Raw genomic sequence first — 24134 nt, forward strand, 5'->3', positions numbered from 1 at the left:
AGACGATTACTAATTTTGCGCATAGGGTGTTGTTTGAGCAATATTATTACCCACCCACACGAGCGAGAGATCAACATGCGGCGGTGGTCTGTCCCATCTCAGCTGGCCCTGCTGTGTTTGTTGACTGTCACCGCGACCGCAGAGGCCGGGTCCGGGGTGGCAATCGTCACGAACGAGCGGTCGGATACGCTCAGCATCCTCTCGTCTGACTTTGAGGTCATTCGCACGATCGAAACCTGCGCGCGGCCGCGCGGCATTCACTTCAGCGCAGATCGATCGCAGTTCTTCGTCGGATGTGCCGATGATGACATGATCGCGACCTACGACACCGAAACTTTCGAACTCTTGGGACGGATCACCGGAGTTCCCGCGCCCGAAACGTTCGATCTTCACCCGGACGGCAAGAGACTGATCGTCTCGAACGAAGAAGACGCAGCTGCATCGGTCTATGATGTCACAACCGGCGAACTCCTGGCCGAGTTCCTGACTGGTGAAGAACCCGAAGGTGTGCAGGTCACGGCGGATGGTCGACTGGTTTTCGTCGCGTCCGAAGCCGCCAACCTCGTCCATGTCATCGATTTGGAAAAGGGCGATGTTATTCGCGATATCCTAGTGGACACCCGACCGAGACGCTTTGCGCTGACACCGAACCAGCAAGAACTTTGGGTATCTGCCGAACTTGCCGGGATGGTAAACATCATCGACGTCAAGACACTGGCTCTGGTGGACGACATCCAGTTTCTTCCGACAGGCCTCCGGCCAGAGCAGGTCACCCCGGTCGACCTGGTCATCAGCGCGGACGGTCAGCGGGCCTACGTCGCCCTTGGCCGAGCAAATCACGTTGCGGTGGTCGATGTCCCGAAACGGGAGGTAGTAGATTACATACTCGTCGGCAAGCGCGCTTGGGGCCTGGCACTGAGTGCCGACGAAAAGCGGCTCTACGTGGCGAATGGACTGTCGGACGACGTCACGATTATCGATACCGAGACGCTCAGGCCGATTACATCCGTCGCGGTCGGCCGCGTGCCCTATGATATACTGATCGATGATCGCTAGGCTGATCGGCATCCTCGCGCTCATGGCTCTGCCGGTCTGGGCGGACGATAAAGCGCGTATCGCGTATCTGGGAATCGAGGGCGACCCGTTCTACGAGCCGCAACCATTCTACACCGGCCTCTCACTCAAGGACATTCACCGCCCGATCGAGGGCGCTCGCCTGGCTTTCCGCGATGCGCGGGTGCTGGGACGGGCGTTGGGAGTGGAGTTCAATCTGGAGGAGGTTCTGGCGCCCCCCGGTGACGCAGCCGCCGCGCTGGAGACACTGCGATCCCAGCATCCTCTTGCCATTCTTCTCGACCTTCCGTCGGATCAGATGCAGGCCGTGCTGGAGGCGAGCGCCGAGACCGATCTGTTCATAAACATCCGTGACCCTGCCAACTATTGGCGCGAGGCCGGATGTGCGCCGGGTCTTCTTCACACGGTTCCGTCCCACGCAATGCTGTCGGATGCACTGGCGCAGCATCTCCGCGCGCAAGGCTGGGACGAGGTGCTGCTGCTCCACGGGCCGACGCAAGGCGACACCGAGCGCGCTGATGCAGTCCGGAAGTCTGCGGCAAAATTCGGACTTGAGATCGTGGACGATCGGGCTTTCGAACTCACAAACGATCCGCGTCGACGTGATCGCAGCAACATGTTGCTGTTGACAGGCGGAGTGCGGCACGACGTGATCTGGTTGATCGATGAGCAAGGCGATTTTGGCCGCTACCTGCCGTTTGCAACACACGATGCGCGTCCCGTTGTCGGATCCGAAGGGCTGACGCCGATGGCGTGGCACTGGACCTTCGAACGCTACGGAGCTCCGCAGTTGAACCAGAGATTCCGCAGAATCACCGATCGCGACATGAGTTCCGAGGATTGGGCCGGCTGGGCGGCGGTACGTGCGATCATGGATGCAGCAAGCGCGGTCCGGGGCACAGATCCGGTCGCGGTCAAAGCGGCGCTTCGGTCCGACAAGCTTGCAATCGATCTATACAAGGGCGTGCGCGGAAACTTCAGGGACTGGGACGGGCAATTGCGACAGCCGATCCTTCTGGCCACCCACAACGCCGTCATCGCCGTTGCGCCCGTCGAAGGCTTCGAGCACCAGTTCGATACGCTGGACACCTTGGGTCCCGACAGATCCGAGTCGAAGTGCAGTCGCTGAAATGACTCGTTGCCGCACTCGAGGCGATAGACCTGGGACAAGCATCGCACTCCACGTATCAGTAATTCGCCCTGATGATCTATCTCCTTAGCGGAGCCTTGAGCATCAATATTCCCATGGAGCGTTCGTTCTGAACAAGTTGGGACTGCGTCGACATTCCCACGGCATCACTGTGACTACGGTCGTCGTGAAGCCTCGCTCGCGCGGCTGAGGTCCGCCGACCCCGCTGACAAGCCGCTCGTGAGCCCGAACCTCCTCAAGGATCCCGCCGACATGGCGACGATGGTCGCGGGGCAGCGCTTTTTCCTGCGCGCGTTCCAGACGGAACCTCTGGCGGGTCGGATCAAGCGGCTTGCCATCCCCAACCCTGAGCGCCTCGACGACGCGGCGCTCGAAGACCACTGCCGGCGCTTCGTAAAAGCAAACTACCACCCTGCCTCGACAGCCCGGATGGGCGCGGACGGCGATCCGATGGCGGTGCTCGACGCCCAGATGCGCGTGCGCGGAATAGAAAACCTGCGCGTGGCCGACATGTCGGCGGTGCCCGACATCAACGCGGGCAATACCAACGCTCCTGCAATGATGTTGGGAGACCGCTGCGCAGAGTTTATCAAGAGCAAAGGGTGACGTGCCCTGCTGCCGGTGTCGTCGAAAGTAGTTTAAGCGGGGCCGCAAGGGAGGCTGGCGGATGCTGTCTGCGCCACTCTCCCCGCCTTGGGGAATCCTGAGCTCTCTAAGCGGACAACTATCCCAGGCCCGCCATCAGCGGCCTCGATGAACTCGACGCCACAACCCTCAAGTGTTTCGCGCAGCCTGACTCCTGATCCAAGGGCGACCGAGGCCGCGCCCGTCTACGATCCTCCCGCGACCGTCAGGCCGAGCATCCGCCATCCCTGCATCCCCCAGCGGTAATAGCTTATCTTTTCGGCTGGATAGCCCGCCGCAATGATGCGTCGGATCGCTTCAGGAGACTGCCCGCACCAGGGGCCGTTGCAGAACATCACAAGAGCCGGAATCGTGTCCGCGTCACATATGAAGCCCTCGAAATCCACTTCGCAGCCCAGTTCATGCAGGCGGTCTGCCATCTCGGTGTAGGGCATGTTGATGGACCCAGGGATCGTGCCGGTTTCCCAATCGGGACGAACACGACCATCGACCACAACCACATTCGGATCCTGCAGCGCCTGCAGCACTTCAAGTTCACCCACGGTCGTCACACCTTCTGCCGGTGTCATCGGTTGGATGCAGAAGTCCGGACAGGGCCGCGCGATCCGTGCGAAGTCACCTTCGATCACTGCCGCTGTATCCTGGGTGCGGGCAATCTCCACCGGTCCGGAAGGGGTCTGGATCGTCACCGATGGGATGGCCCGCGTGATATTGACCTGTTGCGCGGCGGCGGGTGCCGCGATGACCAGGATGATGGCAGCGCCTGCAAGACGTTTCACGAAATGTCCTTTCGCCTGAGGGCTTCTTGATCGTACCGCATTCTCCCGCGAATGACACCGATCTCCTGGTCGCCGGTCGCGGGCGCGCAGGCCAGGGTTGCACCTCTGGGCGGCCGTGCTGGTCAAGACGGCGCTGCTCCATCAGGTTCGTGCGCTCACTCTGCAGGCGGATCTAGTGGCCGCCCCGGGTGAATGATGCCCACACGCCCACCTTTCTGGGGGTCGCTGCCGCCGTCCCGCTGGAGACCGCAGACGAGAGGCAGACTGGTCGTCTGAAAGGCGAACTGGTCGCCGTACTAGGACCGCAATCACTGCGACCGTCGAGGCAAAGAAGCCCCGCACGACTTGCGCTGGCGCGGGGCTTCAAGTGTCGGATGTCATGTGGAACACCCGAGGGGTGTATCGATGATATTCAGGTGAGCGTGGAAGGACCAGAAGATACAAAGGGTTGCTGGGTCTGGCGAACGCAGATCCTCGGGGCAACGCAGAGGCCTTAGCGCTTCAGCTCGGTGCGGAGGCCGGTTCGTCCGGGCTGCTGTTCGATCGCAAGTCCGCCGCTTGACGCAATGGGCTCCGACCTCAGATCTTCGTCGGCTGCCCACAACGCTCGCTCAAAGGTGGGGTAAGTTCATTGGCGAGCAACGATCTAGCCGAATCGGCGCCGACCACAATGACGTGTGTGGCGGTCCTCGTAGTGAAGGGTTGCGTTAGCCCTCGTTGCCATCGCTCTGCGTTTGTCGCGAGCTCATCCGGAGTTTCATCCGTAGACCATCGTCGGCAGCCAGGTCACAAGCGCGGGCAAGAAGACGATCGAAAGCACGACTGCGAGTTGGATGATGACGAAGGGAACGATGCCTCGATAAACGTCGCCTGTCGTAATTTCGGGCGGGGCCGCGCCCTTGAGGTAGAATAGCGAGAAGCCAACGGGCGGCGTTATGAAGGACGTCTGGAGCGCCACGGCGAAGACGATCACGAACCAGATCGGATCGAAACCGAGCGCGACGATCACCGGACCGACCAGGGGCAGAAAGATCAACGTGATCTCGAGCCAATCGAGGAAAAAGCCCGCGAGGAAGGCGAAGAACAGCACCGTCAGCACGACTCCGGTCGCGCCGAAGGGAATTGCTTCCAGCGCGCGCTCTATCAACTGGTCCCCGCCGAGGCCGCGCATCACCAAGGCAAAGGCGGTCGCCCCGATGAAGATACCGAAGATGAAGGCAGTCGTAAGCGTGGTCCGGACGGCGACGGTCCACAGGACTTCCAGGCTCAGGCGGCGGTTCAGGAACGCCAGAAGCGTCGCGCCGAAGGCGCCGATCCCGGACGCCTCCGTAGGCGTCGCGATGCCGAAGAAGATGGACCCGAGTACGGCAAGGATGAGCGCGAGTGGCGGAAGTACGGCGAGGAACGTGTCGAGGATCAGCCGCCAAGAAAACGGAAGGACGTTTTTGGGCTTCGGGGCGAGGCTCGGGCGGAGTGCCACCGCGATGACGACGTAGATCAGGTAGGCCAACCCGAGGAGGAGACCCGGGACAACGGCTCCCATGAAGAGCTCGCCCACGGAGAGGGAAAGCTGATCCGCCATGATGATGAGCATGATGGAGGGTGGGATGAGAATGCCGAGCGTCCCGGAGGCGGCCACCACGCCGGCAGCAAGGCGTTTGTCGTAACCCGCCTCGAGCATGATCGGCAGTGAGATCGTGGCCAGCAGGACAACCGACGCGCCGACGATCCCGGTGGAGGCGGCGAGCAGAATCCCGATGAGGACAACCGCCATCGCGAGACCGCCGCCGACCCGGCCCAGAGTCTCGGAGAAGGAGCGCATGAGCTTCTCCGCCAGCCCCGACTGATCGAGCATGAGCCCCATGAAGACGAACATCGGCAGGGCGACCAGGACTGCGTTCTCCATCGTCGCGTAAATGCGCTGGACGATGATGCGGTAGTCGCGCCAGTCGTCGAAAAAAAGCGTTTCGACCTCGAAGCGCGAGTTGAGTTGCAGCGTGAGGATCGCCACGAGTAGCGAGGTTCCCGCCAGCGACCATGCCACCGGCACGCCGGTGAACAGGAAGCCGATGAACATCACAAGCATCAGCAGCACAAGAAGTTCGTTCGCGGCGAGGCCGAGCATCGTTACTGTCCCTTTTCCCTAGGTATCCAATTCACCGGCTGATGCGCAGAAGTGAGATCATCCGAGCCGTGCGAGCCAAAGCCGCGAGGATGAGGAGACCCATGGCGAGCGGTATCACGGACTTCAGGATCCAGCGGTAGGGTAGGCCGCCCGGCGAGCGTGAGCGTTCGTTAAGGCGAAGCGAAAACTCGATAAAGTCGAAAGAGTCGAAAAGGATCACGCCTGCGAAGGGGATGACGAGGACGAGCATCGCGAAGATCTCGATCTTGGCGCGCCGCCGTTTGTTCCAGTGCTCTGCCAAGACATCGACCCGCACATGCTGGTCATGGACGAGCGTGTAGGACAGCCCCACCATGAAACCAAAGGCATAAAGGTGCCACTGAAGCTCCTCGAGCGCCACGATGGAGCCGCCGAGAAAGTAGCGCATCACGACGTTGGTGAGAATGATCCCGATGAGGATGATCCAGGTCGCGTGCGCGAAGAGGCTGATGAAGCTTACGACGCCGTCGAGCGCACGCGAAATGAGCGGGTTGGGGGCAGCTTCGTCCACGATCGAGTCATGGTCATCTTCGATCAATCTGGACATCCGCCGCCCCCCTCCCGCTTCAGCCGTGATTTCGCTCGATCCTTACTGCGAGGATTCGTCGTCCCACGTCCAGTCGCGTGGCAAGTAGCCGAGTTCGTGCCACGGCTGCATGCTTGCCTGGAACTCCTTCATCGCGGTGTAGACCTTGGCGAACTGCGGGTCGGCTGCACTCTCGCGATCCATGACGACTTCGGTCGCGTCGCGGAACGCTTGAAGCACGCCCTCGGGAAGCTGCTGCGCCGTGACGCCCTTCTCTTCGAAGGACGACAGAACCGGACCCTGAAGCGCCTCTCCGCGAGCCATGGCATAGAGGGTCCCGGCCATACAGGTTGTCTCGATGACCGACTGCGTCTGAGGCGACAGGCCGCTCCACACATCGGCGTTCACATAGAGGAACTGCGACGTCGACGGCTGGTGCCAGCCCGGCATGTGGTAGAATTTGGCCACCTGGAAGAAGCCGAGCTGTTCGTCCACCGTCGGCAGAGAGAACTCTGTCGCATCCAGCACGCCAGTCTCGAGCGCCTGGTAGAGCTCTCCGCCCGGAAGGACGGTCACGGACATACCGAGTTCTTTCATGATCTCGCCACCGATGCCGGCGGCGCGGAACTTGAGGCCCGCAAGTTGGTCAACATTCTCGATCGGGAAGGTGAACCAGCCGGCAGCTTCCGGCGGGATCGTGCCGCAGAGGATGGGATAGACACCGAAGGGTTCGAAGGTTTCGCGCAGAAGCTCGTTACCACCGCCCTGGTACATCCAGGCGACATAGCCATGCGGTTCGAGGCCGAAGGGCGTCGCGCCGAAGAGCGCCGAGGCCGGAACCTGTCCGCGCTCGTAGCCCATCCAGCTGTAGCCGGCCTCAATTTGACCCGTCGCCGCGCTCTCGAATACGGCCAGCGCCGGGATCATGGCGCCGGGCTCGACGACCTCGAACTGAATCTTGCCGTCAGACACCTCCGCAAGGCGCTCGGCCACCCAGGGAAGAGTATCGCCGAGCGCAGTCAGCGTCGATGCGAAGCTGATTGGAACCGCCCAACGGACCTCGTCAATTTCGGCGACCGCGGGCACGGCCGTTGCCGCAAGAGCCGTAGCGACAATTGCGCCACCGGGTAACAGTTTCGATCTCATCATTGTTGTTCCTCCCTGATTTCTCATTCCGACACTATACGGGGGAGTGTCCAGAAGACCAGCAGGGGAAACAATCCTCCGTGTTCCGGAGTAGTCTTGGGGCTTATGACATGGTCCTTCCCACGACCTGTTCCACCGAAGCCGGGACCAGAGCGAGACGCCGACCGGCTGCCGCGCGAGCATTCGAAGCGCAGTCGCCCCGCGCGCTTCTCTGGGGGGCATCAAGACGGTATTCGCGACGCCCCCTGTCCGGCAAGCTCGTGTCTGTCTCTCGGAGGTCCCGGCACCGCGTCCTGAGCCTCTTCAGCGGGTCGTGTCCTTCTTTATCGGCGGGTCGGATCGGGGGTGGGGGAGGAAAGTCAAAATATGAAAAACAACTCCATGCACGGAAGCGGAGTGACCCCCGCCCGGGACCTCGACGAACTGTTGACGCGTCTCGGAGGCTCGTCGTCCAGCGTCCTTACGACGGCTCTGAGTTCATGAGCCGTCACGGACCCTCTGCGTCGAGACAGGAGCCGATTTTACGAGGGGTCTGACCGCCGTCGGCTTGGATGTGGACGAACACGTCCTGCGGGCTGGATGACGCGGCCGGGGCTCCAGGAAACGCTGCTGTGGCGGTCGTTCACCTTTGGCCCGTTCAGGCTTTGAAAGGCGACGTCTAAGAGATGCTGTCGCGTCTGGGTCCCCGGCTGATCGGCCGCAGGCTGCGCTCGCTCTCAGTGTCTCAAGGCAAGTTCTTCTGATGGTGTGGACGGCTCCACCCCGACGGCATCGCATTGTGCCATGTTGGTGCAGTGTGACAGCCAACAAAGGAAGGAGCCGACCACATGGAGATTACAACACTCGGGATCGACCTCGCCAAGTCCGTCTTTCAGCTTCATGGCGTTGACGACAGCGGCACAGTTGTCCTGCAGAAGAAGCTGCGCCGCGGGGCGGCGCTCGACTTTCTCCGCAAGCTCGAACCCTGCCTGATCGGCATGGAAGCCTGCCCGACTTCGCACTTCTGGGCGAGGGAGATTGCAGCGCTCGGGCACGAGGTGCGTCTGATCCCGCCTGCCTACGTGAAGCCCTACGTGAAGCGTCAGAAGAACGATGCGGCCGATGCCGAGGCGATCTGCGAGGCTGTGACCCGAAAAAACATGCGCTTTGTCCCCGTGAAGACCGAGGAACAGCAGGCGGTCCTGGTGCTGCACCGGTCACGCGACCTGCTGATGCGGCAACGCACGATGATCCTAAACGCGATCCGTGCACATCTGGCGGAGTTCGGCACGATCACCGCGCAGGGACCACGGAAGGTTGTCGACCTCGTCCGGCGCCTGAGCGACCCGAACGACGGGCTGGACTTGCCGGCCCTTGCTCGGTCGGCGCTTCTATCGCAGGCCGCCCAGCTTGAGACCTTGACTGAAGAGATCCGCAAAATCGAACGCGAGCTCATGGCGTGGCACCGGCAGAACCAGGCAAGCCAGCGGCTCGAGACGATCCCGGGCGTAGGCCTCATTACCGCCACGGCGCTCGCGGCCAGCGTGCCGGATCCGACCGTCTTCAAATCGGGCCGGCAGTTCGCGGCCTGGCTCGGGCTCGTGCCACGACAGAACTCCTCAGGCGGGAAGGATCGGCTGGGACGGGTCTCGAAGATGGGCAACGGCTATCTGCGCCGATTGCTTGTGGTCGGCGCCACTTCGGTGACACGGCGCGCGCCAACCACCAACACCCGGAGCGGGGCCTGGGTCAGATCCCTGCTTGAACGCAAGCCAACGCGGCTCGTGACCGTGGCCATCGCCAACAAGACGGCGCGCACCGCATGGGCGCTGCTTGTGAAGGGAGAGACCTACAGGGTCGCAGCGGCCATCTGAACGACGGAGGACATGGCGGCGCTCCAAAGGCACCGCGATGAGATGCAAGGGCAGACGTGAGTGATGATGATCAAGCGTCGCCGCTGCCGGGACACCCCGAGGTCTTGTCTGGGCGTCAACGCTCGTTAATCTGATTTGGGACCCGGCAAGCGGACTTCATCAGGGCCAGCGGTCAGACACGCCGCGCACACAGGCCGGACAAATGACCGCTACCTGCTTCGATCCAAGTCGCTCGAGAAAAACCTTGCAAAACCGGAGCCGTCCACAAATGACAAGACCGGTCTCCCTGGTGGCGCCAGGCTGCAAGGCAATTTCCTCGGTAGCCTGATGATCCTGTCGACGTCTTCCTCGGGACGATCCGGGCGGCCGCACCGAAATACTTGGGGAGCACTCACACCAGGCCGCCCGGTGGGGCAGGAGGGGTCGGCCCCACCGTGCAACATAAAGGTGCCCACCTTGTTCCGACGCACCTGCTTCACAAGCCGCCAGCGCACGCTGCTTTGCCCTCTCCAGCGTATTGTTTACCAGACTTGCGCCTAAATCGCGCCGCGGCGAGCGGTCATTTAAGGAGTGTTGCGCCGAACTGTCCCCTCAGTTCGGATCGGGCGCAGGGCGTACGCGAGTCCGCCTCGCGCCTCATTTCGCCTTCATGCTGTGCGGTCTGAACCGGGCGGGCGGCCGGAAAAAGGCATTCTGCGACGGTAGGCCGCCCGGATGGCAGCCCGTTGGCGGTGGCTACCCACCGTAAAAGCTAGATCAAGAGATCAGGCTAACAATGATCCATCGACAGAACCCAATTACGAGGCTCGGCCCCGCGTCAGCTCTGAGCTAAGACGCGGGGCCCGTCCCTCATCAGAGCAGACGACACGCGTCCTCCCTACCTGCTTCACAAGCCGGCAACGCGCGCTGTTCCTGCCCTGTGGAACCTGGCGACCCCCCGCTGGACTTGGTGCGAGGCGAGGCGCCGCCATCATCTTGATGTAGGCTGAAGTTGCGCCCAGGCATATTAACTAGATTAAAGAACCCAAGAGAAATGGTCCGTGCCATCGTCGCGGCACGCCACAGGGGCGCGAGCCCAAATGTAGCCGCCAAGACTCCTGCTAAGACTGCAATTACGACAAGGATGGCCGCAATCCCCAACGGTCTGCGCATCCCGAACATGCCGCTTGCGCCTTGACCGCAATCCCTCCTTCCCGATCTCGACCATGCCATAGTTTCGATCGCCGGGATCAAAGCCGGCCCGCGACTTCCACCTTGCGTTTGCCTCAGGGAGCGGCAGGAACCGGACCGTCACTGCAGCCGCAACGCATCAGGATCTCGCTCTGAGGCGGCATCGCCGCCTCCGTGGCGATCCAGCAGCTCGCGTCGGACGTCATCACCCCGCTGGTCCAACAGGAGATGGTCGACGATCCCCGCCGGGCTCATCCTACTGGCGGTGACAGTCTTCGGACTGCTTTTGGGGGTGGTTGGCGTGGTCGTCGCCTCGCCGCTGGCGATTGTGACCTGCGTCGCCGTCAAGAAGCTCTACGTCGCCGACACACTCGGCGAGGACACACCCATCCCGACTGAGGCGGCAGCGCAGGACTGAGCAGAGACAGACGGGCAGGGACGGCCCTTGACAGCAGAACTGATCAAATTTCTCCTCAGCGCATGTGGGGCTCTGTCTTATATGGGCTTTTGAGCAGTCTGTTTCAGACTGGCTGTTTGACAGTCGAGACGCCTGACGGAAGGCGGAAGACCTTTGGCGACGGCACCGGCGAGGAAGTTGTGGTCCGTATCACCGACCCAACCCTTGTCAGGCGCATCGTCGTTTCGCCCGAGCTTGGGGCCGGTGAAGGCTACATGGACGGTACTCTCCTGGTCGAGGGAGACCGCCTTCGTGAATTCCTCGCCCTCGCCATGCGCAACATGCAGAGCGGTCAAGGCCGGAGGAACCCCTGGCTTGCGTCCGTTGACGCCTCCCGGTCGGCCTTGCGCCGCTGGCGGACCTACAACCCGATATCCCGGGCAAAGCGAAACGTCGCGCATCACTATGACCTGTCTGGCGAGCTTTATGATCTCTTTCTCGATGAGGACAAGCAGTACAGCTGCGCCTACTTCTCGGAACCGGCGATGAGCCTGGCTGCCGCTCAGGCAGCGAAGAAGCAGCACGTCGCTAAGAAGCTACTTCTCAAACCAGACATGAAGGTCCTCGACATCGGATCCGGGTGGGGCGGTCTTGGACTGACGCTTGCCCGAGACTACGGCGCGCGCGTTCTCGGGATCACCCTGAGCGAAGAGCAACTCGCGGTCGCCAGGTCTCGAGCAAAAGCAGAGGGACTGGAGGATCGGGTGGAATTCCGTCTTGCGGACTACCGCGATGTGTCGGGCGAGTTCGACCGGATCGTATCGGTCGGCATGTTCGAGCATGTCGGCGTGCCCCACTACAAGGACTACTTCCGAAGGGTTCGAGATCTGCTGGCTCCTGATGGCGTCGCGCTGATCCATACGATCGGCCGCTCTCGTCCGCCAGGAGCGACGAGCCCCTGGATCGAGAAATACATCTTCCCGGGCGGCAATATCCCGTCCCTGTCCGAGATGGTCTCGGCGACGGAGAAGGCTGGCCTATGGTATACCGACGTCGAAATCTGGCGGATACACTACGCGGAAACTCTGCGCCATTGGTTCGAACGGTTTACGGCAAACCGTGATCGGGTGCTGGACATCTATGACGAGCGGTTCTTCCGGATGTGGCAGTTTTACCTTGCTGCCGCTGAAATGGCCTTCCGGCATGGGCGCCAGGCGGTCTTCCAGTTGCAACTCGCGAAGGAGCAGACTGCCGTTCCGTTGACACGGAGCTATATGCAGACGGCTTAGATCTCTGTCTATTTACGGTTCAAGTTGGCTGCGCTTGATAAAGCGATCACCGGCAGGCGGGGGATTTCGGCTGATCACCCGGCGTCGGCCATCACATCGCCGACAGTGCCGCAAGCAGAATTTCGTCGCTCCGTTTCGTCGTCTCGTCGTCCCGCAGCATGGAATAGCCGGTCGGATCGATCCAAAGCGAAATCAGCCCAAGCCGCTTCGCTCGGCTGTTCATGCGCAATCCAGTCCGCTCGTCCCGAACCACGCCGTCGCTGCCGATGCGGAAACGCAAGCGACGGAGGTTGAGCGGAAAGAACCTACGTGTCTCGTCCTCGCCGTCCCACTGGTGATAGACCTCGTCGAAAATCCGCACGTTGCTCTCGGAACCGCCCCTTTGCAGGTCCTCGGCTATTTTCCCCACGCGGTCGATCGAGACGTTCCTGTCCCAACCGCCGAGCAGATGCGTCACCGGAGCGCCGGTCGTCGCCGGGTCGTCCAACCTCGGGACGCTGCAGCCATAGTAGGAGACATGCGTGCCGAACCGTGTCCCGTCCGGCATGAAAGTCCTCGCGAGCTGTTCGTAGGCGGCGAGGACCGCAATCATGCCGCCATAGGAAAACCCGATTACGCCGATCCGGTCCGGATCGACGTCGGATCGACCGGCCAGATAGCGCAGGCCGGTGAATGCGTCGCTCAGCATCATCGCCTCGCTGACCCGGAGCGCGCGCACGACGTCACCGCGCGCGCCGACGTTCCGGGTAGTGAAGCTGTCGATCACCAGAGAAGCATAGCCGTGCTCGGAAAGCTTGCGGCCGTACCGCCGCTCGCGGCTGTCCTTCGGCCCTCCGAGCCCGTCGAGGATCACCACTCCGGGCCAAGGCCCGGAACCGTCCTTGGGCAGGTGAAGATCGGCGCAAAGCCCCAGTGTCTCGACGTTGTCAGGCTCGAGCATGTCCCGCAGCAGGAGTGGGTTCGGCGTGTCAATTGTCGGCTTTTCCATCGGTTACGCTCCATTCGGTCCTCCGCCGAGAAGGCGGTCACGGGCCAGGATCTGCAATCCGGCGAGCAGATCGGCATCGAGAATGACGCGCGGCACCTTGTTCTGCCCGCCAAGCTTGCCGCGGCGGCGCATCCATTCCGCGAAGGTGCCGGGCAGTACAACCAGCACCTCGGGCGGACCCATTCCGATGTCGCCGTGGCGGTGGGCCTCGTAGTCTTCGTTCGCCGCGGAAAGCCGCTGGTCGAGGCCGGTTGCGACGGCCGCCGCGTCGGGCATCTGACCGGGCTCGAACTCGATCACGAACAGGTGGCGACCGCGGCTTTCGGTGCGATCCGGATAGATCGCTCCCACCGCGTAGTCGCGCACCTGCGCATCTTGCGCCTCGGCCGCCCCGACCACCGCATCCTCGATTTCCTCGCCGGTCAGATGTTCTCCGAAGGCAGACAGAAAGCTGGACGTGCGGCCGGTCACAAGCAGGCGCGGCGGATTTAGGTCGATGAGCCGCACTGTATCGCCGAGAAGATAGGACCAAAGCCCCGCGTTGCTCGACACGACCAGCGCATATTCCCGCCCGAGTTCGGCAGTGCCGACCCAGTGGCGTTCCGGCGCAGGCTCGTTCAGCGTTTCGACAGGCACGAACTCGAAGAACAGGCCGTTGTCGATCAGCATGCGCAGGCCTTCGCCCGGACCACGGTCGGCAAGTGCGATGAAACCCTCGCTCGCCGGATATACCTCGCGCAGCTCGGCGCGACTGCCCTCCAACCAGTCGGCGAAAATGCGGCGGTAGGGCGCAAAGCTCATTCCGCCGTGCACGATAAGGTCGAGCTCGGGATATATTTCCGCCAGCCGACGCTTGCCGGTCAGTTCGGCAAGCCGCTCAAAAAACAAGAGAAGCCAATTAGGCGTCCCCGCGACCGTGCGGATCGGCTCGCCAAGCGAGGCGCGACCCAGGCTCTCCATCTTGCGCTCCCAGTCGGCCTCGCGTGCCAATGACATCGGGGGAAAGATGAACGGCTCCGCCCAGAGCGGCGCCTCCCGTCGGGCGATCCCGGTCAGGTCTCCACAGAAGACGCCGGGCGCAAGCTGACTCAGATCAACGGTCCCGCCCAGCATGAAGTTCTTGCCGCCCAGCACCCGGCTCGCGGGACAATGCTCCAGATGATGCGCCATCAGATCGACGCCGGCGGCGCGGTTTGAGCGGGCCATTGCCTTGCCGACGGGCAGGTACTTGGTTCGCCCGGTCGAGGTTCCCGAACTTGCTGCGAGGTAGGGGATCGGCCCCTGCCAGGTCTGTCCGCCGATGTTCGGGAAATCGGCTTTCCAATAGCCCTCCCAGAAATTCTCGTATTGGCGCAACGGAACACGCGCCTGGTATTCCTCCACCGACGCGATGCTGCCGAAACCATGCTCGAGCCCGAACCGGCACTCGCGTGCGCGGGCAAGCAGCCCCGCCAGCACCCGGCGTTGGGTCGCGACCGGATCCAACCGTGCCAGCCGGCGGAGACGGGTCCGGGTATACGTGCGCAGCAGCGGAGTTGCGTCCAGCATTGCTCAGGCCCTCTGCGTCGGTGGCGTCAGCACCGTGACGTGCGGATGCTCGGCCCGCACCGTCTCGGCCCGCATCGGAACGCGGATCAATTCTCCTTTGCGCCATAATGGCAGATGGTCAGCGAATGTGGTCGATCCAAGCCAGCCATCCTGCCCGCCGAGCAGGACGAGATGATTGGCGTCCATGTCGGACAGGTCGAATATGTGCCGCGCCTGCGCCCCGAAGCCGACGCTGTGGCGGCCACGCACGAAGCCGTGGCGCGACTTCATAAGGGTCTCGTTGCTGCCGCCGACGGGAAAGTCCCCGACGCGGTAGCGACGGCCGACCAGCGGCAGACGCATCAGCGGGTGCCCCAGCCGAAGACGATGGATGGCTCCCCAGGTCTTGTAGTAGCGGAACAGCCACTCGCTTCGGCGGGTGGCGGCGACCACGATCCCGCTCAGCGCTTCCGGCGCCAGCCGTGCAAGCTCCCGGTCGAGCAGCCCCAAGGCATGCCAGCTTGCGGCATAGATGGCGCGTGTGGCCGGCATCGGTAGCCGCTGAACGATGTTGCCTGCGATCAGTTCGAACCCAAGAGCCCCGGCGGAGTTCTCATCGTAACGCCCGTCCCAGTCTGCCACAGCCGCCGAGACCGACGGCTTCGGCGGGAGGTGAGGTGCCAACCGGTCGCGAACCTGCAAGGCCGAATGCGCCGCCACATCGAGTTGCAGTCGGGCCAAGAAGGGCACGTCTGCCCCCTCAGCCGCGCCAAGCAGCTGACGCAGCCGCGCGACGCGGTCCGGCGGCGAGAAAAACCGGCCGATGACGATTGCGCCGGGTGGCGGCTCGTCGTTGGCCGAGGCGATGACCCCCTCCGGCGGATCAACCGCCTGCGGCAGCGCGTCGGGGCCCACAGTCTCGCGCCAATGGTCGAGTGCGTCGGCCTCGGAGACAATATCGACGGGTGGCGTCGGGGGCCGCCGCGGAAGTGTCGCCGCCGTCACCCGACCGATCCGGCCGGCGGCGTCAGCATAAACCAGCGTCAGCCCCGGGACGGCGTAGCTGCTTAGCGCCGCCCTGAAGCTGTCCCAGTCCCGCGCCCCCGCCACGTCCAGCAGCGCCGTCACCTCGTCGCTAGGCCGGCGCCCCATCCAGTGCAGGGCCAGCGGTTCGTCGATCCCCAGGAGGTCGACGTCGGAGATCACCGGACCGAAGGCGCTCTCGCGCACCTCCACGTCCCGCGTCCGGCCCCAGCGCACCCCTATCTGATCGCGTCGAGCCCGGACCGCTGCGTCGGTCCGGCCCTTGAGGCGGACAAGCTCGCTGCTCGCGGCGTGAAGGTTGGTTCCGCCCCACGCGATGTGACGGTTACGCCCGGGCGCAAGCATCGGAACCGCAGGCACCATCAGCCCGACGGCATGATAGCTGGGCGAGCGCAGGCCAACCGCGATCCACAGGTTCGGCAACTGGATTCCGAGATGCGGATCTCCTCCCATCAGCGGCTTGCCCGACGCCGTGCGCGCGCCTGCCAGAGCATAGGCGTTGCTGCCCGGTCGCCCGAACCGGTCGAACACCGCACCGAGCCCGCCAAGGCTCGGCTCAGGCAGCGCGTCGCTGCCGATCAGCCGCGCCCATGACGTCGGCCAGTCCGGACGACCGCGCAGCTTGATCAGCCGCAGCCAGACCTTCCAGGTGAAATCGGTCGAGGCAAGACGCATCACCGCCATCAACTCCTCAAGCCTCCATGGTTTTGGCGGCGCATCGATCAGGGCCAGATCGCGCGGTATGGCCGTTTGCGACGCAATTTGGTGGTTGAGCCCGGAGAGAAACCGTTCCACCCAGTCGCGCCCCTCTGGCGACATCGCCGCGAGACATGTCCGGCCAGCCTCCACGAAACCGATAGTCCGAAGCGCATGATCTAACCCAGCCGCAGGCGCGCCAAGTACCTCGGCAAGGCGTCCGGTCGCGATCCTGCGCATCATTTCGATCTGCGCCATCCGCAGGTGCGCATGAACGACACCGAGCGCCACTGCGAGATCGCCGTCGCATTCAGCGTCTATAAAGGGGATCTGCCGGTCGCTCCAGGCTATCCGGACCGGCCGCTGCACGGGAGCGTCTGCGACCGCCACCATCGCCAGTCGCTCACCGACGCTGATCTGCGGGAGACGTCCCGCCCGCATCGCGCGGACCCACAACCCAAGCCCGAGCCGGACGCCGTCCCGCGCCACCGCAAACCGCCCTGGCATCTCACTGCATCGTGCGTGCTCCATTGTGATGGGTAATGCCTGCGGTCGGCGATGTGTTCCGCTTCGGGCGAGCCCGTGACCTTTGTCAGAGGGCATTGAGAGCGGTCTTGCAGAAACGCTCGGGTACAAGATCACCCATCGCCAGGCGGCAGATTGAGCCTTCATCCGGAATGACTGCTCACCCGGACCCGCGAATGGAGTTCCGGGCTGACGCCTCCGTGCAGCAGGTCCGCGACGTCCGCGGCGAGGGCGGGCATCGGTCGTGCGTTATCAACGCCAGCGGATAACCTTGGCGCTGGTCTTGAAGTGCCGGAACGGGATGCGCTGCGTCATCATTGGAGCCTAAGCTGCTGCCGCGGAGGTCACAGCAAGGTGCGTCTGACCCCACCCCCTTGAAACTCTACCGGACGCTCGATCCGTCCGATGTCGACCTCAGCTTTGCCGGACGCCTGCACGACGCGAACGCGTCCCTTGGCGGCATTGAGCGTCTTAGGACGGAGGATGCATTGCTGCTGGTTCTGCGGGGTGATCGATGGCTGTTGACGGACCGCCAGGGCACGGCCGTGTTTTGTCTGGCGAAGAAATTTGCGCCGCCGGCCGGGGCGAACTTCCTGCATGGCAGCGTCCACGCGATCTCGATGCGGGTCCGTGAGGATTCCGCGGAGGAATACCATGGGTACCTCAGGCGTGAGACATGGAGCGTTGTGCTGCCGGAACCGGTGTTCGAGCCTGTTTTGGCCCCTCTCGCGCTGGAGAGTCCGGCCGAAACGCCCACAACTGCAGGCGTGGGAAAAAGTCGGAATGGTACCGCTGATCTACGGCGGACGACGGTGTTGTCCTGACCCCCTAGGCGCCGCCTCCAATCAGCGCGACTGTCCGGGTAGGCGCGGCACGGCATTCGACCCCAGGCGATAATCCGGGGGGTACGGGGCGGGACGCGACATCCGCCGTTTTGAACGGACAACGGATGCTGTCAGCGGCACGAGTGTTTCACGGTCATCTAAGATCTACTTATAGTTGAATTCTTGGTTTGTTTCGGGAAATCGCTCTTCGCCGTCTCTGCAGGGCAGGGCGCCCGCTCCTCGACAAGATGCTCGATCCAGGCCGCGCGCGCCTTTCGGAGCTCGGCCCGCGCCTCGCTCACATACCGCCGTGCCAGGCGCTTCTCACGCTCGAAGGCTGTCCGCCTCGCAGCCTGCTCCTGAAGAGCGCCTTCAAGGACCTCGGTGGCGATCCCGCGGAGCCCGGGAGTGTCGGACGGCACTTCGAGGAGACAACGCAGTAGAGTGTCCTGGGCCGTGCACTCCGGAGCTTCGATCGGCGTCCGTCTCGCAGCGGTCTCAGTCTGAAGCGCGCGCGCTTCGGCAGCGGCAAGCCGGAGCGCCACCTGCATCCTCCGCTCCCCAAACATGGCGTCACCGAGCGTCGGTTCCGGCGCATCGAGGATGATCCGGAGCACGCGCTCGGTCACTTCGGGGTCCGTCGCCGAAGTCGCGCCGTGACGCCGCGCGTTCCCGGCGACGATACGCTTGCCTTCGGCCGTCCGTGGACCCGTGCTCGAGCTGGCGTTCATCCGGTTTCGCCGTAGGATTGCCTCGGCGCTCACGCGTCGATGACCTCCGCTTCGACGGGGCGCGCAGCCTGCAACGCGTCGTAGTCGCGCTTCACCGCCCGCCGCCGGGCTTCGAGCTCGACGATCTTCTCCTCATGGTACGCGACCCTATTCCCGAACCTGCGGTGGGCTTCGCCCAGAAGCTCCATGGGCGTCATTCCGAGCTCGGTGATCTGGGTGAGGGCTTTGTCGCGCACGCTGCGGTCGAGGGACGTGACGCGATCGGCGAGGTCCGTGCCGGCGGCACGGGCCGCCGCGGGGTCGAATTCGTGCGGCTCCTTCCAGGCGTGCGCACTGTGACCCTCGGCGATCCAGGCGTCGTGATGTGCGTCTAGTTCCGAGTCATGGTCATCGCGTTCGCGATTGACGACAGCTTCGATAATCGCGTCCCGGATGTTCTGACCAAGCGCCACATCGCGGAGGCGGCGATGTTGAACGAGCTCGAATTCGATGGCGATGAGGTTCTCGGCAACCAGATCCTCGTACGACGTGGCCGGCGCCAGAGCCTGGGCGAGGCCGGAGCGGAAGATTGCGAAAAACTCCGGATCTTCACCCAGGAGAGGATCACGGGGAGGCACGAGGTCCGGGAAGCTCCTGACGACGATGCGGGCGGGAAGAGACGGCGATCTGGGCACGTTTGCTGCTCCTTTTTTTGCGATCAATCTTGCTGTCGTGATGGAAGACCGGTGAAGGCCGCTCCTCCGATGCTCTCTGAAAACACACCTGTCCCCGTTGGCTGTCGCTCTTTCTTTGCCATTCGGTCTTGCGTGGAGCGGGGGCAGCGGATCAAGGATCGCGTCGCCCTCGAGACCGGGACTAGGGTTCGACATCTTCATCGATATCGTCATCGATAATGGGGCGGGGTTTGCGCCGACCTTTGTATGAAACCTGAAGCCTGGAACCTGCGTCCATCGCGTGTGCAATAATTGCAGCCAGCCTATCTTCCTTCTTTACGAAATCCTTCGGATCGAGTTGGGGCGGTCTACCGTATGCGCGATCTACGATCGCTTGGGACGCCTTTAGACGTACCGAGTCGTCAAGGCTGTTTTCGGCAATCTGAACGATGGCTTGAAAGGCGGCGACGGCATGTTCCATGGCCATAGATTGCAGGGTTGGCTTGGGACGGGAGGGACGCTTTGTCTTACGCATGCGGATCAAATCGGCCGTTTCAGGCGGCCGTCCTTTCGATGTGTGGTTTGGTGATCGAGGTGAGATGGCGTGACCGCTCGGCCGTCTGTTTCGACGTGCACGAGAAGAAACTGTGCCAATGAGGAATGGACCGCTGTTTCGGTCTGGGGAGGTGTCCGCCAATTTTCCCGCCTCGCTCCGTCAGATACGGGGCGTTGAATATCCGATGAGTGACAGCAAGCCGTTCGATCCACCGCTTATCGGGAGCGAAGGTCGGGTTGGCCGCATGCGGGAAGTGGAGGGAGGAAAACGAAAGGCTGCGCACGGCACCGTCGAACGTCGCCGCCTTCGCGGGAAGCACACGAGCGCTCTCGGGCAAATCATTAAGGGAGTGGTGGCGCATGCCCGAAGACGTCGACCGGCAGCAGGTTTATCCGCGGCGATCCGAGGCGACTGGCGGCGTAGATGCTCACCGGATCCTCGTAAATCTCGCGCGGTGTGCCGAACTGCACCAACCGACCCCGGTCGAGCACGCCGACATGGGTGGCCATCGTCATCGCCTCGGTCTGGTCGTGGGTGACATAGAGCAGCGTGGCGCCCGACATGGCTTGAATGTTCTTCAGCTCCACCCGCAGATCGGCCCGCAGCTTGGCGTCCAGCGAACTCAGCGGTTCGTCCATCAGATAGACCGAAGGATCACGCACCAGCGCCCGCCCGATCGACACCCGTTGCATTTCCCCACCCGAAAGTGCGGTCGATTTGTTGTCGAGCTTGTGGGAGATCTGGAGCACCTCGGCTACCTCGCCGACCTTGCGGTCGATCTCGGCTCGCTGCGTGCGCAACACAGGCGACTTCAGCGGAAACTCGAGGTTCTCGCGCACGGTCAGATGCGGGTAGAGGGAGTACTGCTGGAACACCATCGCCACATCGCGTTGCGCGGGGGTCAGGCCCGTCATGTCGCGCCCGCCGATCGAGATGCGCCCCTGGTCCGGTACGTCGAGCCCCGAGACCATGCGCAGCGTTGTCGTCTTGCCCGCGCCAGTGGGGCCAAGCAACACGACGAAGGCGCCATCGGGCACGGTCAGCGTCACGTCGTCCAGTGCGACGTTCTCGCCGAAGCTCCTGGATACCTTGCTCAGGGCAACTTCAGCCATGGACCAGCACCTCATGGTTCGCTTCCGAAACCAGGGCGCGCCCCGTGACGCCGTCAAACACCGTCAGCGTACGGGCATCGAATGCGAGGCCGGTATGCGTGCCGGTGCGGACAACCTCGTGGGACGGGATGCGCGCCTTGACCCTTCCGAAGGCGGTGTCGAGCGTGACGATCTGGGTGGTTCCGAGGTATTCCGCAGCAACGATCTCGCCGCGATAGGGAGCCTCGTCGCTGAGGTGCAGATGCTCGGGTCGGACCCCCAGCGTGAGCGCTCCCATGGCGGCCTCGAGCTGGCGCGGCACGTCAATGCGTGTCTCGCCAATCGTCAGTTCGGTGTCACCCGCGGTCACGGCGCCGTCGAAATCGAGGAAGTTCATCGGCGGCGAGCCGATGAAGGCGGCGACAAAGCGGGTGGCGGGCCAATCGTAGATCTGCTGCGGCACGCCGAACTGCTCCACGACGCCGTGGTTCATGACCACGATCTTGTCGCCCATCTGCATGGCTTCCAGCTGGTCGTGGGTCACGTAAACGGTCGTCGCGCCCATCCGGTCATGCAGGGCGCGCAACTCTTCGGACATGTGCTCTCGAAATTCGGCGTCGAGCGCGCCCAGCGGTTCGTCCATCAGGAAGGCCTTTGGGCTGCGCACGATTGCCCGCCCCAGCGCCACGCGCTGACGGTCTCCGCCCGAGAGCCCTCCGACCGGGCGGTCCAGCAGCCCCTCGATCCCGAGGATCTTCGCAACTTCCGCTACCTTGCGCCTGGCGTCCGCCCGCGACATTCCCTGGCTTAAGAGCGGATAGCTGATGTTCTTGCCCACGTTCATATGAGGGTAGAGGGCGAACATCTGGAAAACGAAGGCAATATCGCGTTGGCTTGCGCGCTTCATGCCCACTTCCTCGCCGTCGATATAGATTTCTCCACTGGTCGGCAGTTCCAGGCCCGCCATCATCCGCAACGTCGTCGTCTTGCCACAGCCAGAGGGGCCGAGCAGCATGAAGAACTCGCCGTCCTCGACGGTGAAGGTCGAGGCCTTCACGGCGTTGAAGGAACCGAAGTCCTTGCGCAGGTTCTCAATCCGGATCTGCGCCATAGGCTACTCCGCGAAGTGGCTGACGATGACGAACATCACCGTGCCGATGAGGGTGACGATGAAGGAGTAGGTGAACAGCTCCATTACGAATGGCTGCATCAGCATGATGACCCCCAGGGCGATCAGGGTGCTGGCCACCATCTCCCAGGCACCTCGGCGCAGTCGCAGGAGTTCCTTGAGAAAGCCGTTCATTTGCGCACCGCTCCGAAGGTGATCCCGCGCAGCAGGTGTTTGCGCAACAGGATGGTGAAGACCATGACGGGCACGAGGAAGATCGTCGCACCCGCCGCCACGGCGGGCCAGTCTTTGCCGCCCACCCCGATGATTGTCGGAATGAAGGGCGGCGCTGTCTGGGCGGCGCCCGAGGTGAGCAGCACCGCGAAGGCGTACTCGTTCCAGGCGAATATCAGGCAGAAGATCGCTGTCGAGGCGATGCCGGTGGCGGCCTGGGGCAGCACCACCTTGATGAAGGCCTGAAAGCGGGTGTAGCCGTCGATCAGTGCCGCCTCTTCGTATTCCACCGGGATCTCGTCGATGAAGCCCTTCAGCAGCCACACCGAAAGCGACAGGTTCACCGCCGTGTAGAGCAGGATCATGCCCAGGTGCGTATCGTTCAGGCCAATCTCTCGGAACATCAGGAAGATCGGGATGGCGACGGCGATAGGCGGCATCATCCGTGTGGATAGGATGAAGAAAAGCAGATCGTCCTTCAGCGGTACCCGGAACCGGGAGAAGGCATAGGCCGCCGCGGTGCCGAGCACCATGCACAGGGCCGTCGAGCCGAAGCCGATGATGATCGAGTTCAGGTAGCGTTCGCCGTAGCGTGAGGGCCCAGCGATGACCATGCCCTGGTCGCGCACGATCTGCTCGTACCAGCTCGACGCCGGGGGCAGGGCGGCAAAGTCGTTCTCTGTGACGCGGGTACGGGTGGTGAAAAGGTTGACGTAGCCTTCGAGGCTTGGCTCGAACACAAGCTTGGGCGGGTATGCGATTGCGTCGGCGGGTGATTTGAAACCGGTGGCGATGATCCAGACCAGGGGCAGTATGGTGATGATCGCATAGCCGATCACCAGGATTCCGGCCAACCACTTGGCGGCGGGGCTCGGGCTGGTGACGGAGAAGCTCATCGTTCTTTAACCTTCGTCAGCGCTTTCACGTAAATGGAGGCGAGGCCAAACACGGTGACAAAGAGGATCACGGCGTAGGCCGACGAATAGCCGGTGCGCCATCGCTCGAAGGCCTCGCGCTTGAGGTCGATCGACGTGAGCGTGGTGGTGTTGCCGGGTCCCCCGCCTGTGAGCTGCACCACGAGGTCGAACATCTTGAAGTTCTCGATGCCCCGGAACAGGACTGCCAGCATCAGGAAGGGCAGGGCCATGGGGATCGTCAGCGTCCAGAACTGCCGCCACTTGCTGGCCCGGTCGCACTCGGCAGCCTCGTAGATGCTGTCCGGGATCGAGCGCAGGCCGGCGAGACAGATCAGCATGACAAAGGGCGTCCACATCCAGGTGTCGGCAATGATGATGGCCCAAGGTGCCAGGTTCACGTCGCCAATCATCGAGAAGGAGGCAGGGTCGGCACCGGTGAAGAAGGCGATGACGTAGTTGAAAAGGCCGATCTGCGGCTGGTAGAGAAACGTCCAGAAATTGCCCACCACAGCCGGGCTCAGCATCATCGGCAGCACGATTATGGTGGTCCACAGATCGTTGCCGCGAAATTTCATGTTGATCAGGTAGGCCAGGGCGAAGCCGATCAGCACCTGCAGAACGATGGTCCAGATCAGGAAATGCGCGGTGGCCTGCATCGTGCTCCAGATGCCGCTATCGCTCAGGATTCGCTGGTAATTCTCCAGGCCCACCCACTCTGCCTCGCGGTTCGGACGGTTCACCCGGTAGTCGGTGAAGCTGAGCCTGATCGTCCAGATCAGCGGAAAGATGTTGACCGCCAGCAGCAGGAAGATCGACGGGGCGACGAAGATCCAGGCGATGGTGCGGTCCGAGAGTCCGCGGATGCGTCTGGCCATCGGCGCGGGGGTGGCACGCGCGATCTTGTCCATCGAAGCGTCGGTCATAGGAAGTGTCCTTGACGATGATTACAGCGGTGCGGTCCGCACCGGAATGATCATCCGTATTGGCTGATCCTGCAAAGGCCGAGATGCGCGTCGCGTCCCTGTCGAGGAAGAAGGACCGGACGCA

General features: G+C 63.0%; 21 protein-coding genes and 2 pseudogenes. 8 read left to right on the forward strand and 15 right to left on the reverse strand.

Annotated features, from left to right (window positions below; all coding sequences use genetic code 11):
* The first annotated feature begins 33 nt into the window (after positions 1–33).
* The 3 genes from EF888_RS05860 to EF888_RS05870 all read left to right on the forward strand — a co-directional run bounded on the left by EF888_RS05860 (position 34) and on the right by EF888_RS05870 (position 2830).
* Positions 34–1056, forward strand: coding sequence for a PQQ-dependent catabolism-associated beta-propeller protein (locus EF888_RS05860; RefSeq protein WP_206508440.1), 1023 nt, complete (start codon positions 34–36; stop codon positions 1054–1056).
* 22 nt (positions 1057–1078) lie between these two features.
* Complete coding sequence (locus EF888_RS05865; protein ID WP_126918503.1) at positions 1079–2203, forward strand: type 1 periplasmic-binding domain-containing protein; 1125 nt, start codon at positions 1079–1081, stop codon at positions 2201–2203.
* A 240-nt stretch (positions 2204–2443) separates the two neighbouring features.
* Positions 2444–2830 carry a GMC oxidoreductase gene (locus EF888_RS05870; RefSeq protein ID WP_206508442.1) on the forward strand — a complete coding sequence of 129 codons (387 nt, stop codon included), beginning with the start codon at positions 2444–2446 and terminating at the stop codon, positions 2828–2830.
* Between the two features lie 224 nt (positions 2831–3054).
* Here EF888_RS05870 and EF888_RS05875 read toward each other — a convergent pair whose 3' ends face one another.
* From EF888_RS05875 to EF888_RS05890, 4 genes are all read right to left on the reverse strand, one after another.
* On the reverse strand, positions 3055–3648 hold the full coding sequence (locus tag EF888_RS05875; RefSeq protein ID WP_109757894.1) for a rhodanese-like domain-containing protein: 594 nt from the start codon (positions 3646–3648) through the stop codon (positions 3055–3057).
* Positions 3649–4405: 757 nt separating this feature from the next.
* Entirely contained in the window at positions 4406–5773 is a 1368-nt protein-coding gene (locus EF888_RS05880; RefSeq protein WP_109757895.1) for a TRAP transporter large permease, read from the reverse strand.
* 31 nt (positions 5774–5804) lie between these two features.
* Positions 5805–6359: a TRAP transporter small permease subunit gene (locus EF888_RS05885; protein ID WP_109757896.1), complete on the reverse strand. Its 555-nt coding sequence runs from the start codon at positions 6357–6359 to the stop codon at positions 5805–5807.
* Between the two features lie 42 nt (positions 6360–6401).
* Complete coding sequence (locus EF888_RS05890) at positions 6402–7487, reverse strand: TRAP transporter substrate-binding protein (protein WP_241239815.1); 1086 nt, start codon at positions 7485–7487, stop codon at positions 6402–6404.
* Positions 7488–8311: 824 nt separating this feature from the next.
* On the opposite strand from EF888_RS05890, the gene EF888_RS05895 reads away from it, so the two are divergent.
* From EF888_RS05895 to EF888_RS05900, 4 genes and pseudogenes are all read left to right on the forward strand, one after another.
* Complete coding sequence (locus EF888_RS05895; protein ID WP_109761271.1) at positions 8312–9337, forward strand: IS110 family RNA-guided transposase; 1026 nt, start codon at positions 8312–8314, stop codon at positions 9335–9337.
* A gap of 1435 nt (positions 9338–10772) precedes the next feature.
* Complete coding sequence (locus EF888_RS21705) at positions 10773–10925, forward strand: hypothetical protein (protein WP_164721583.1); 153 nt, start codon at positions 10773–10775, stop codon at positions 10923–10925.
* Positions 10926–10987: 62 nt separating this feature from the next.
* Positions 10988–11194, forward strand: a pseudogene (locus EF888_RS22680) (DUF7884 domain-containing protein); the annotation flags it as partial.
* 42 nt (positions 11195–11236) lie between these two features.
* Positions 11237–12193 (forward strand): class I SAM-dependent methyltransferase, encoded by a 957-nt coding sequence (locus EF888_RS05900; RefSeq protein WP_338143052.1) that lies wholly within the window; start codon positions 11237–11239, stop codon positions 12191–12193.
* A 91-nt stretch (positions 12194–12284) separates the two neighbouring features.
* On the opposite strand, the gene EF888_RS05905 is transcribed toward EF888_RS05900, so the two are convergent.
* From EF888_RS05905 to EF888_RS05915, 3 genes are read right to left on the reverse strand one after another with little or no spacing between them, the layout of a single operon-like run.
* On the reverse strand, positions 12285–13181 hold the full coding sequence (locus tag EF888_RS05905) for a dienelactone hydrolase family protein (RefSeq protein WP_109761137.1): 897 nt from the start codon (positions 13179–13181) through the stop codon (positions 12285–12287).
* Between the two features lie 3 nt (positions 13182–13184).
* Positions 13185–14729 (reverse strand): GH3 family acyl-acid amido synthetase, encoded by a 1545-nt coding sequence (locus EF888_RS05910; RefSeq protein ID WP_109761136.1) that lies wholly within the window; start codon positions 14727–14729, stop codon positions 13185–13187.
* A 3-nt stretch (positions 14730–14732) separates the two neighbouring features.
* On the reverse strand, positions 14733–16955 hold the full coding sequence (locus tag EF888_RS05915; RefSeq protein ID WP_164721584.1) for a penicillin acylase family protein: 2223 nt from the start codon (positions 16953–16955) through the stop codon (positions 14733–14735).
* Positions 16956–17347: 392 nt separating this feature from the next.
* On the opposite strand from EF888_RS05915, the gene EF888_RS05920 reads away from it, so the two are divergent.
* A complete protein-coding gene (locus tag EF888_RS05920; RefSeq protein WP_126918504.1) occupies positions 17348–17797 on the forward strand; it encodes a hypothetical protein in 450 nt (149 codons plus the stop codon).
* Positions 17798–17955: 158 nt separating this feature from the next.
* Here the strand turns inward: EF888_RS05920 and EF888_RS05925 are convergent, their stop codons facing one another.
* The 8 genes and pseudogenes from EF888_RS05925 to EF888_RS05960 form a co-directional block, all read right to left on the reverse strand.
* Positions 17956–18528, reverse strand: a complete 573-nt coding sequence (locus EF888_RS05925) for a hypothetical protein (RefSeq protein ID WP_126918505.1) — start codon at positions 18526–18528, stop codon at positions 17956–17958.
* A gap of 29 nt (positions 18529–18557) precedes the next feature.
* Positions 18558–19202 carry a hypothetical protein gene (locus tag EF888_RS05930; RefSeq protein WP_109761132.1) on the reverse strand — a complete coding sequence of 215 codons (645 nt, stop codon included), beginning with the start codon at positions 19200–19202 and terminating at the stop codon, positions 18558–18560.
* Positions 19203–19383: 181 nt separating this feature from the next.
* Entirely contained in the window at positions 19384–19716 is a 333-nt protein-coding gene (locus tag EF888_RS05935; protein WP_109761131.1) for a hypothetical protein, read from the reverse strand.
* 374 nt (positions 19717–20090) lie between these two features.
* Positions 20091–20849: pseudogene (locus tag EF888_RS05940) on the reverse strand (ABC transporter ATP-binding protein); the annotation flags it as partial.
* The gene (locus EF888_RS05945; RefSeq protein ID WP_109761130.1) at positions 20842–21939 is read right to left on the reverse strand and encodes an ABC transporter ATP-binding protein; all 1098 of its coding nucleotides are present in this window, start codon (positions 21937–21939) and stop codon (positions 20842–20844) included. The gene EF888_RS05945 and the pseudogene EF888_RS05940, both read right to left, overlap by 8 nt.
* A gap of 3 nt (positions 21940–21942) precedes the next feature.
* Positions 21943–22131 (reverse strand): hypothetical protein, encoded by a 189-nt coding sequence (locus EF888_RS05950; RefSeq protein ID WP_109761129.1) that lies wholly within the window; start codon positions 22129–22131, stop codon positions 21943–21945.
* On the reverse strand, positions 22128–23066 hold the full coding sequence (locus EF888_RS05955) for a carbohydrate ABC transporter permease (protein WP_109761128.1): 939 nt from the start codon (positions 23064–23066) through the stop codon (positions 22128–22130). Before EF888_RS05955 ends, EF888_RS05950 begins: the two co-directional genes overlap by 4 nt.
* Positions 23063–24010: a carbohydrate ABC transporter permease gene (locus EF888_RS05960; RefSeq protein ID WP_109761127.1), complete on the reverse strand. Its 948-nt coding sequence runs from the start codon at positions 24008–24010 to the stop codon at positions 23063–23065. The genes EF888_RS05955 and EF888_RS05960 overlap by 4 nt, the downstream gene beginning before the upstream one ends.
* Positions 24011–24134: the final 124 nt, after the last annotated feature.

This window comes from Silicimonas algicola, from assembly GCF_003970735.1.
In the GTDB taxonomy this organism is placed as follows: domain Bacteria; phylum Pseudomonadota; class Alphaproteobacteria; order Rhodobacterales; family Rhodobacteraceae; genus Silicimonas; species Silicimonas algicola.

Bases quoted from the DNA above. Each gene is read 5' to 3' on its own strand.
- EF888_RS05865 (WP_126918503.1), top strand. From the start codon at position 1,079: ATGGCTCTGCCGGTCTGGGCGGACGATAAAGCGCGTATCGCGTATCTG.
- EF888_RS05880 (WP_109757895.1), bottom strand. From the start codon at position 5,773: ATGCTCGGCCTCGCCGCGAACGAACTTCTTGTGCTGCTGATGCTTGTG.
- EF888_RS05885 (WP_109757896.1), bottom strand. From the start codon at position 6,359: ATGTCCAGATTGATCGAAGATGACCATGACTCGATCGTGGACGAAGCT.
- EF888_RS05890 (WP_241239815.1), bottom strand. From the start codon at position 7,487: ATGATGAGATCGAAACTGTTACCCGGTGGCGCAATTGTCGCTACGGCT.
- EF888_RS05895 (WP_109761271.1), top strand. From the start codon at position 8,312: ATGGAGATTACAACACTCGGGATCGACCTCGCCAAGTCCGTCTTTCAG.
- EF888_RS05900 (WP_338143052.1), top strand. From the start codon at position 11,237: ATGCGCAACATGCAGAGCGGTCAAGGCCGGAGGAACCCCTGGCTTGCG.
- EF888_RS05905 (WP_109761137.1), bottom strand. From the start codon at position 13,181: ATGGAAAAGCCGACAATTGACACGCCGAACCCACTCCTGCTGCGGGAC.
- EF888_RS05910 (WP_109761136.1), bottom strand. From the start codon at position 14,729: ATGCTGGACGCAACTCCGCTGCTGCGCACGTATACCCGGACCCGTCTC.
- EF888_RS05915 (WP_164721584.1), bottom strand. From the start codon at position 16,955: ATGCCAGGGCGGTTTGCGGTGGCGCGGGACGGCGTCCGGCTCGGGCTT.
- EF888_RS05925 (WP_126918505.1), bottom strand. From the start codon at position 18,528: ATGAACGCCAGCTCGAGCACGGGTCCACGGACGGCCGAAGGCAAGCGT.
- EF888_RS05935 (WP_109761131.1), bottom strand. From the start codon at position 19,716: ATGCGTAAGACAAAGCGTCCCTCCCGTCCCAAGCCAACCCTGCAATCT.
- EF888_RS05945 (WP_109761130.1), bottom strand. From the start codon at position 21,939: ATGGCGCAGATCCGGATTGAGAACCTGCGCAAGGACTTCGGTTCCTTC.
- EF888_RS05950 (WP_109761129.1), bottom strand. From the start codon at position 22,131: ATGAACGGCTTTCTCAAGGAACTCCTGCGACTGCGCCGAGGTGCCTGG.
- EF888_RS05955 (WP_109761128.1), bottom strand. From the start codon at position 23,066: ATGAGCTTCTCCGTCACCAGCCCGAGCCCCGCCGCCAAGTGGTTGGCC.
- EF888_RS05960 (WP_109761127.1), bottom strand. From the start codon at position 24,010: ATGACCGACGCTTCGATGGACAAGATCGCGCGTGCCACCCCCGCGCCG.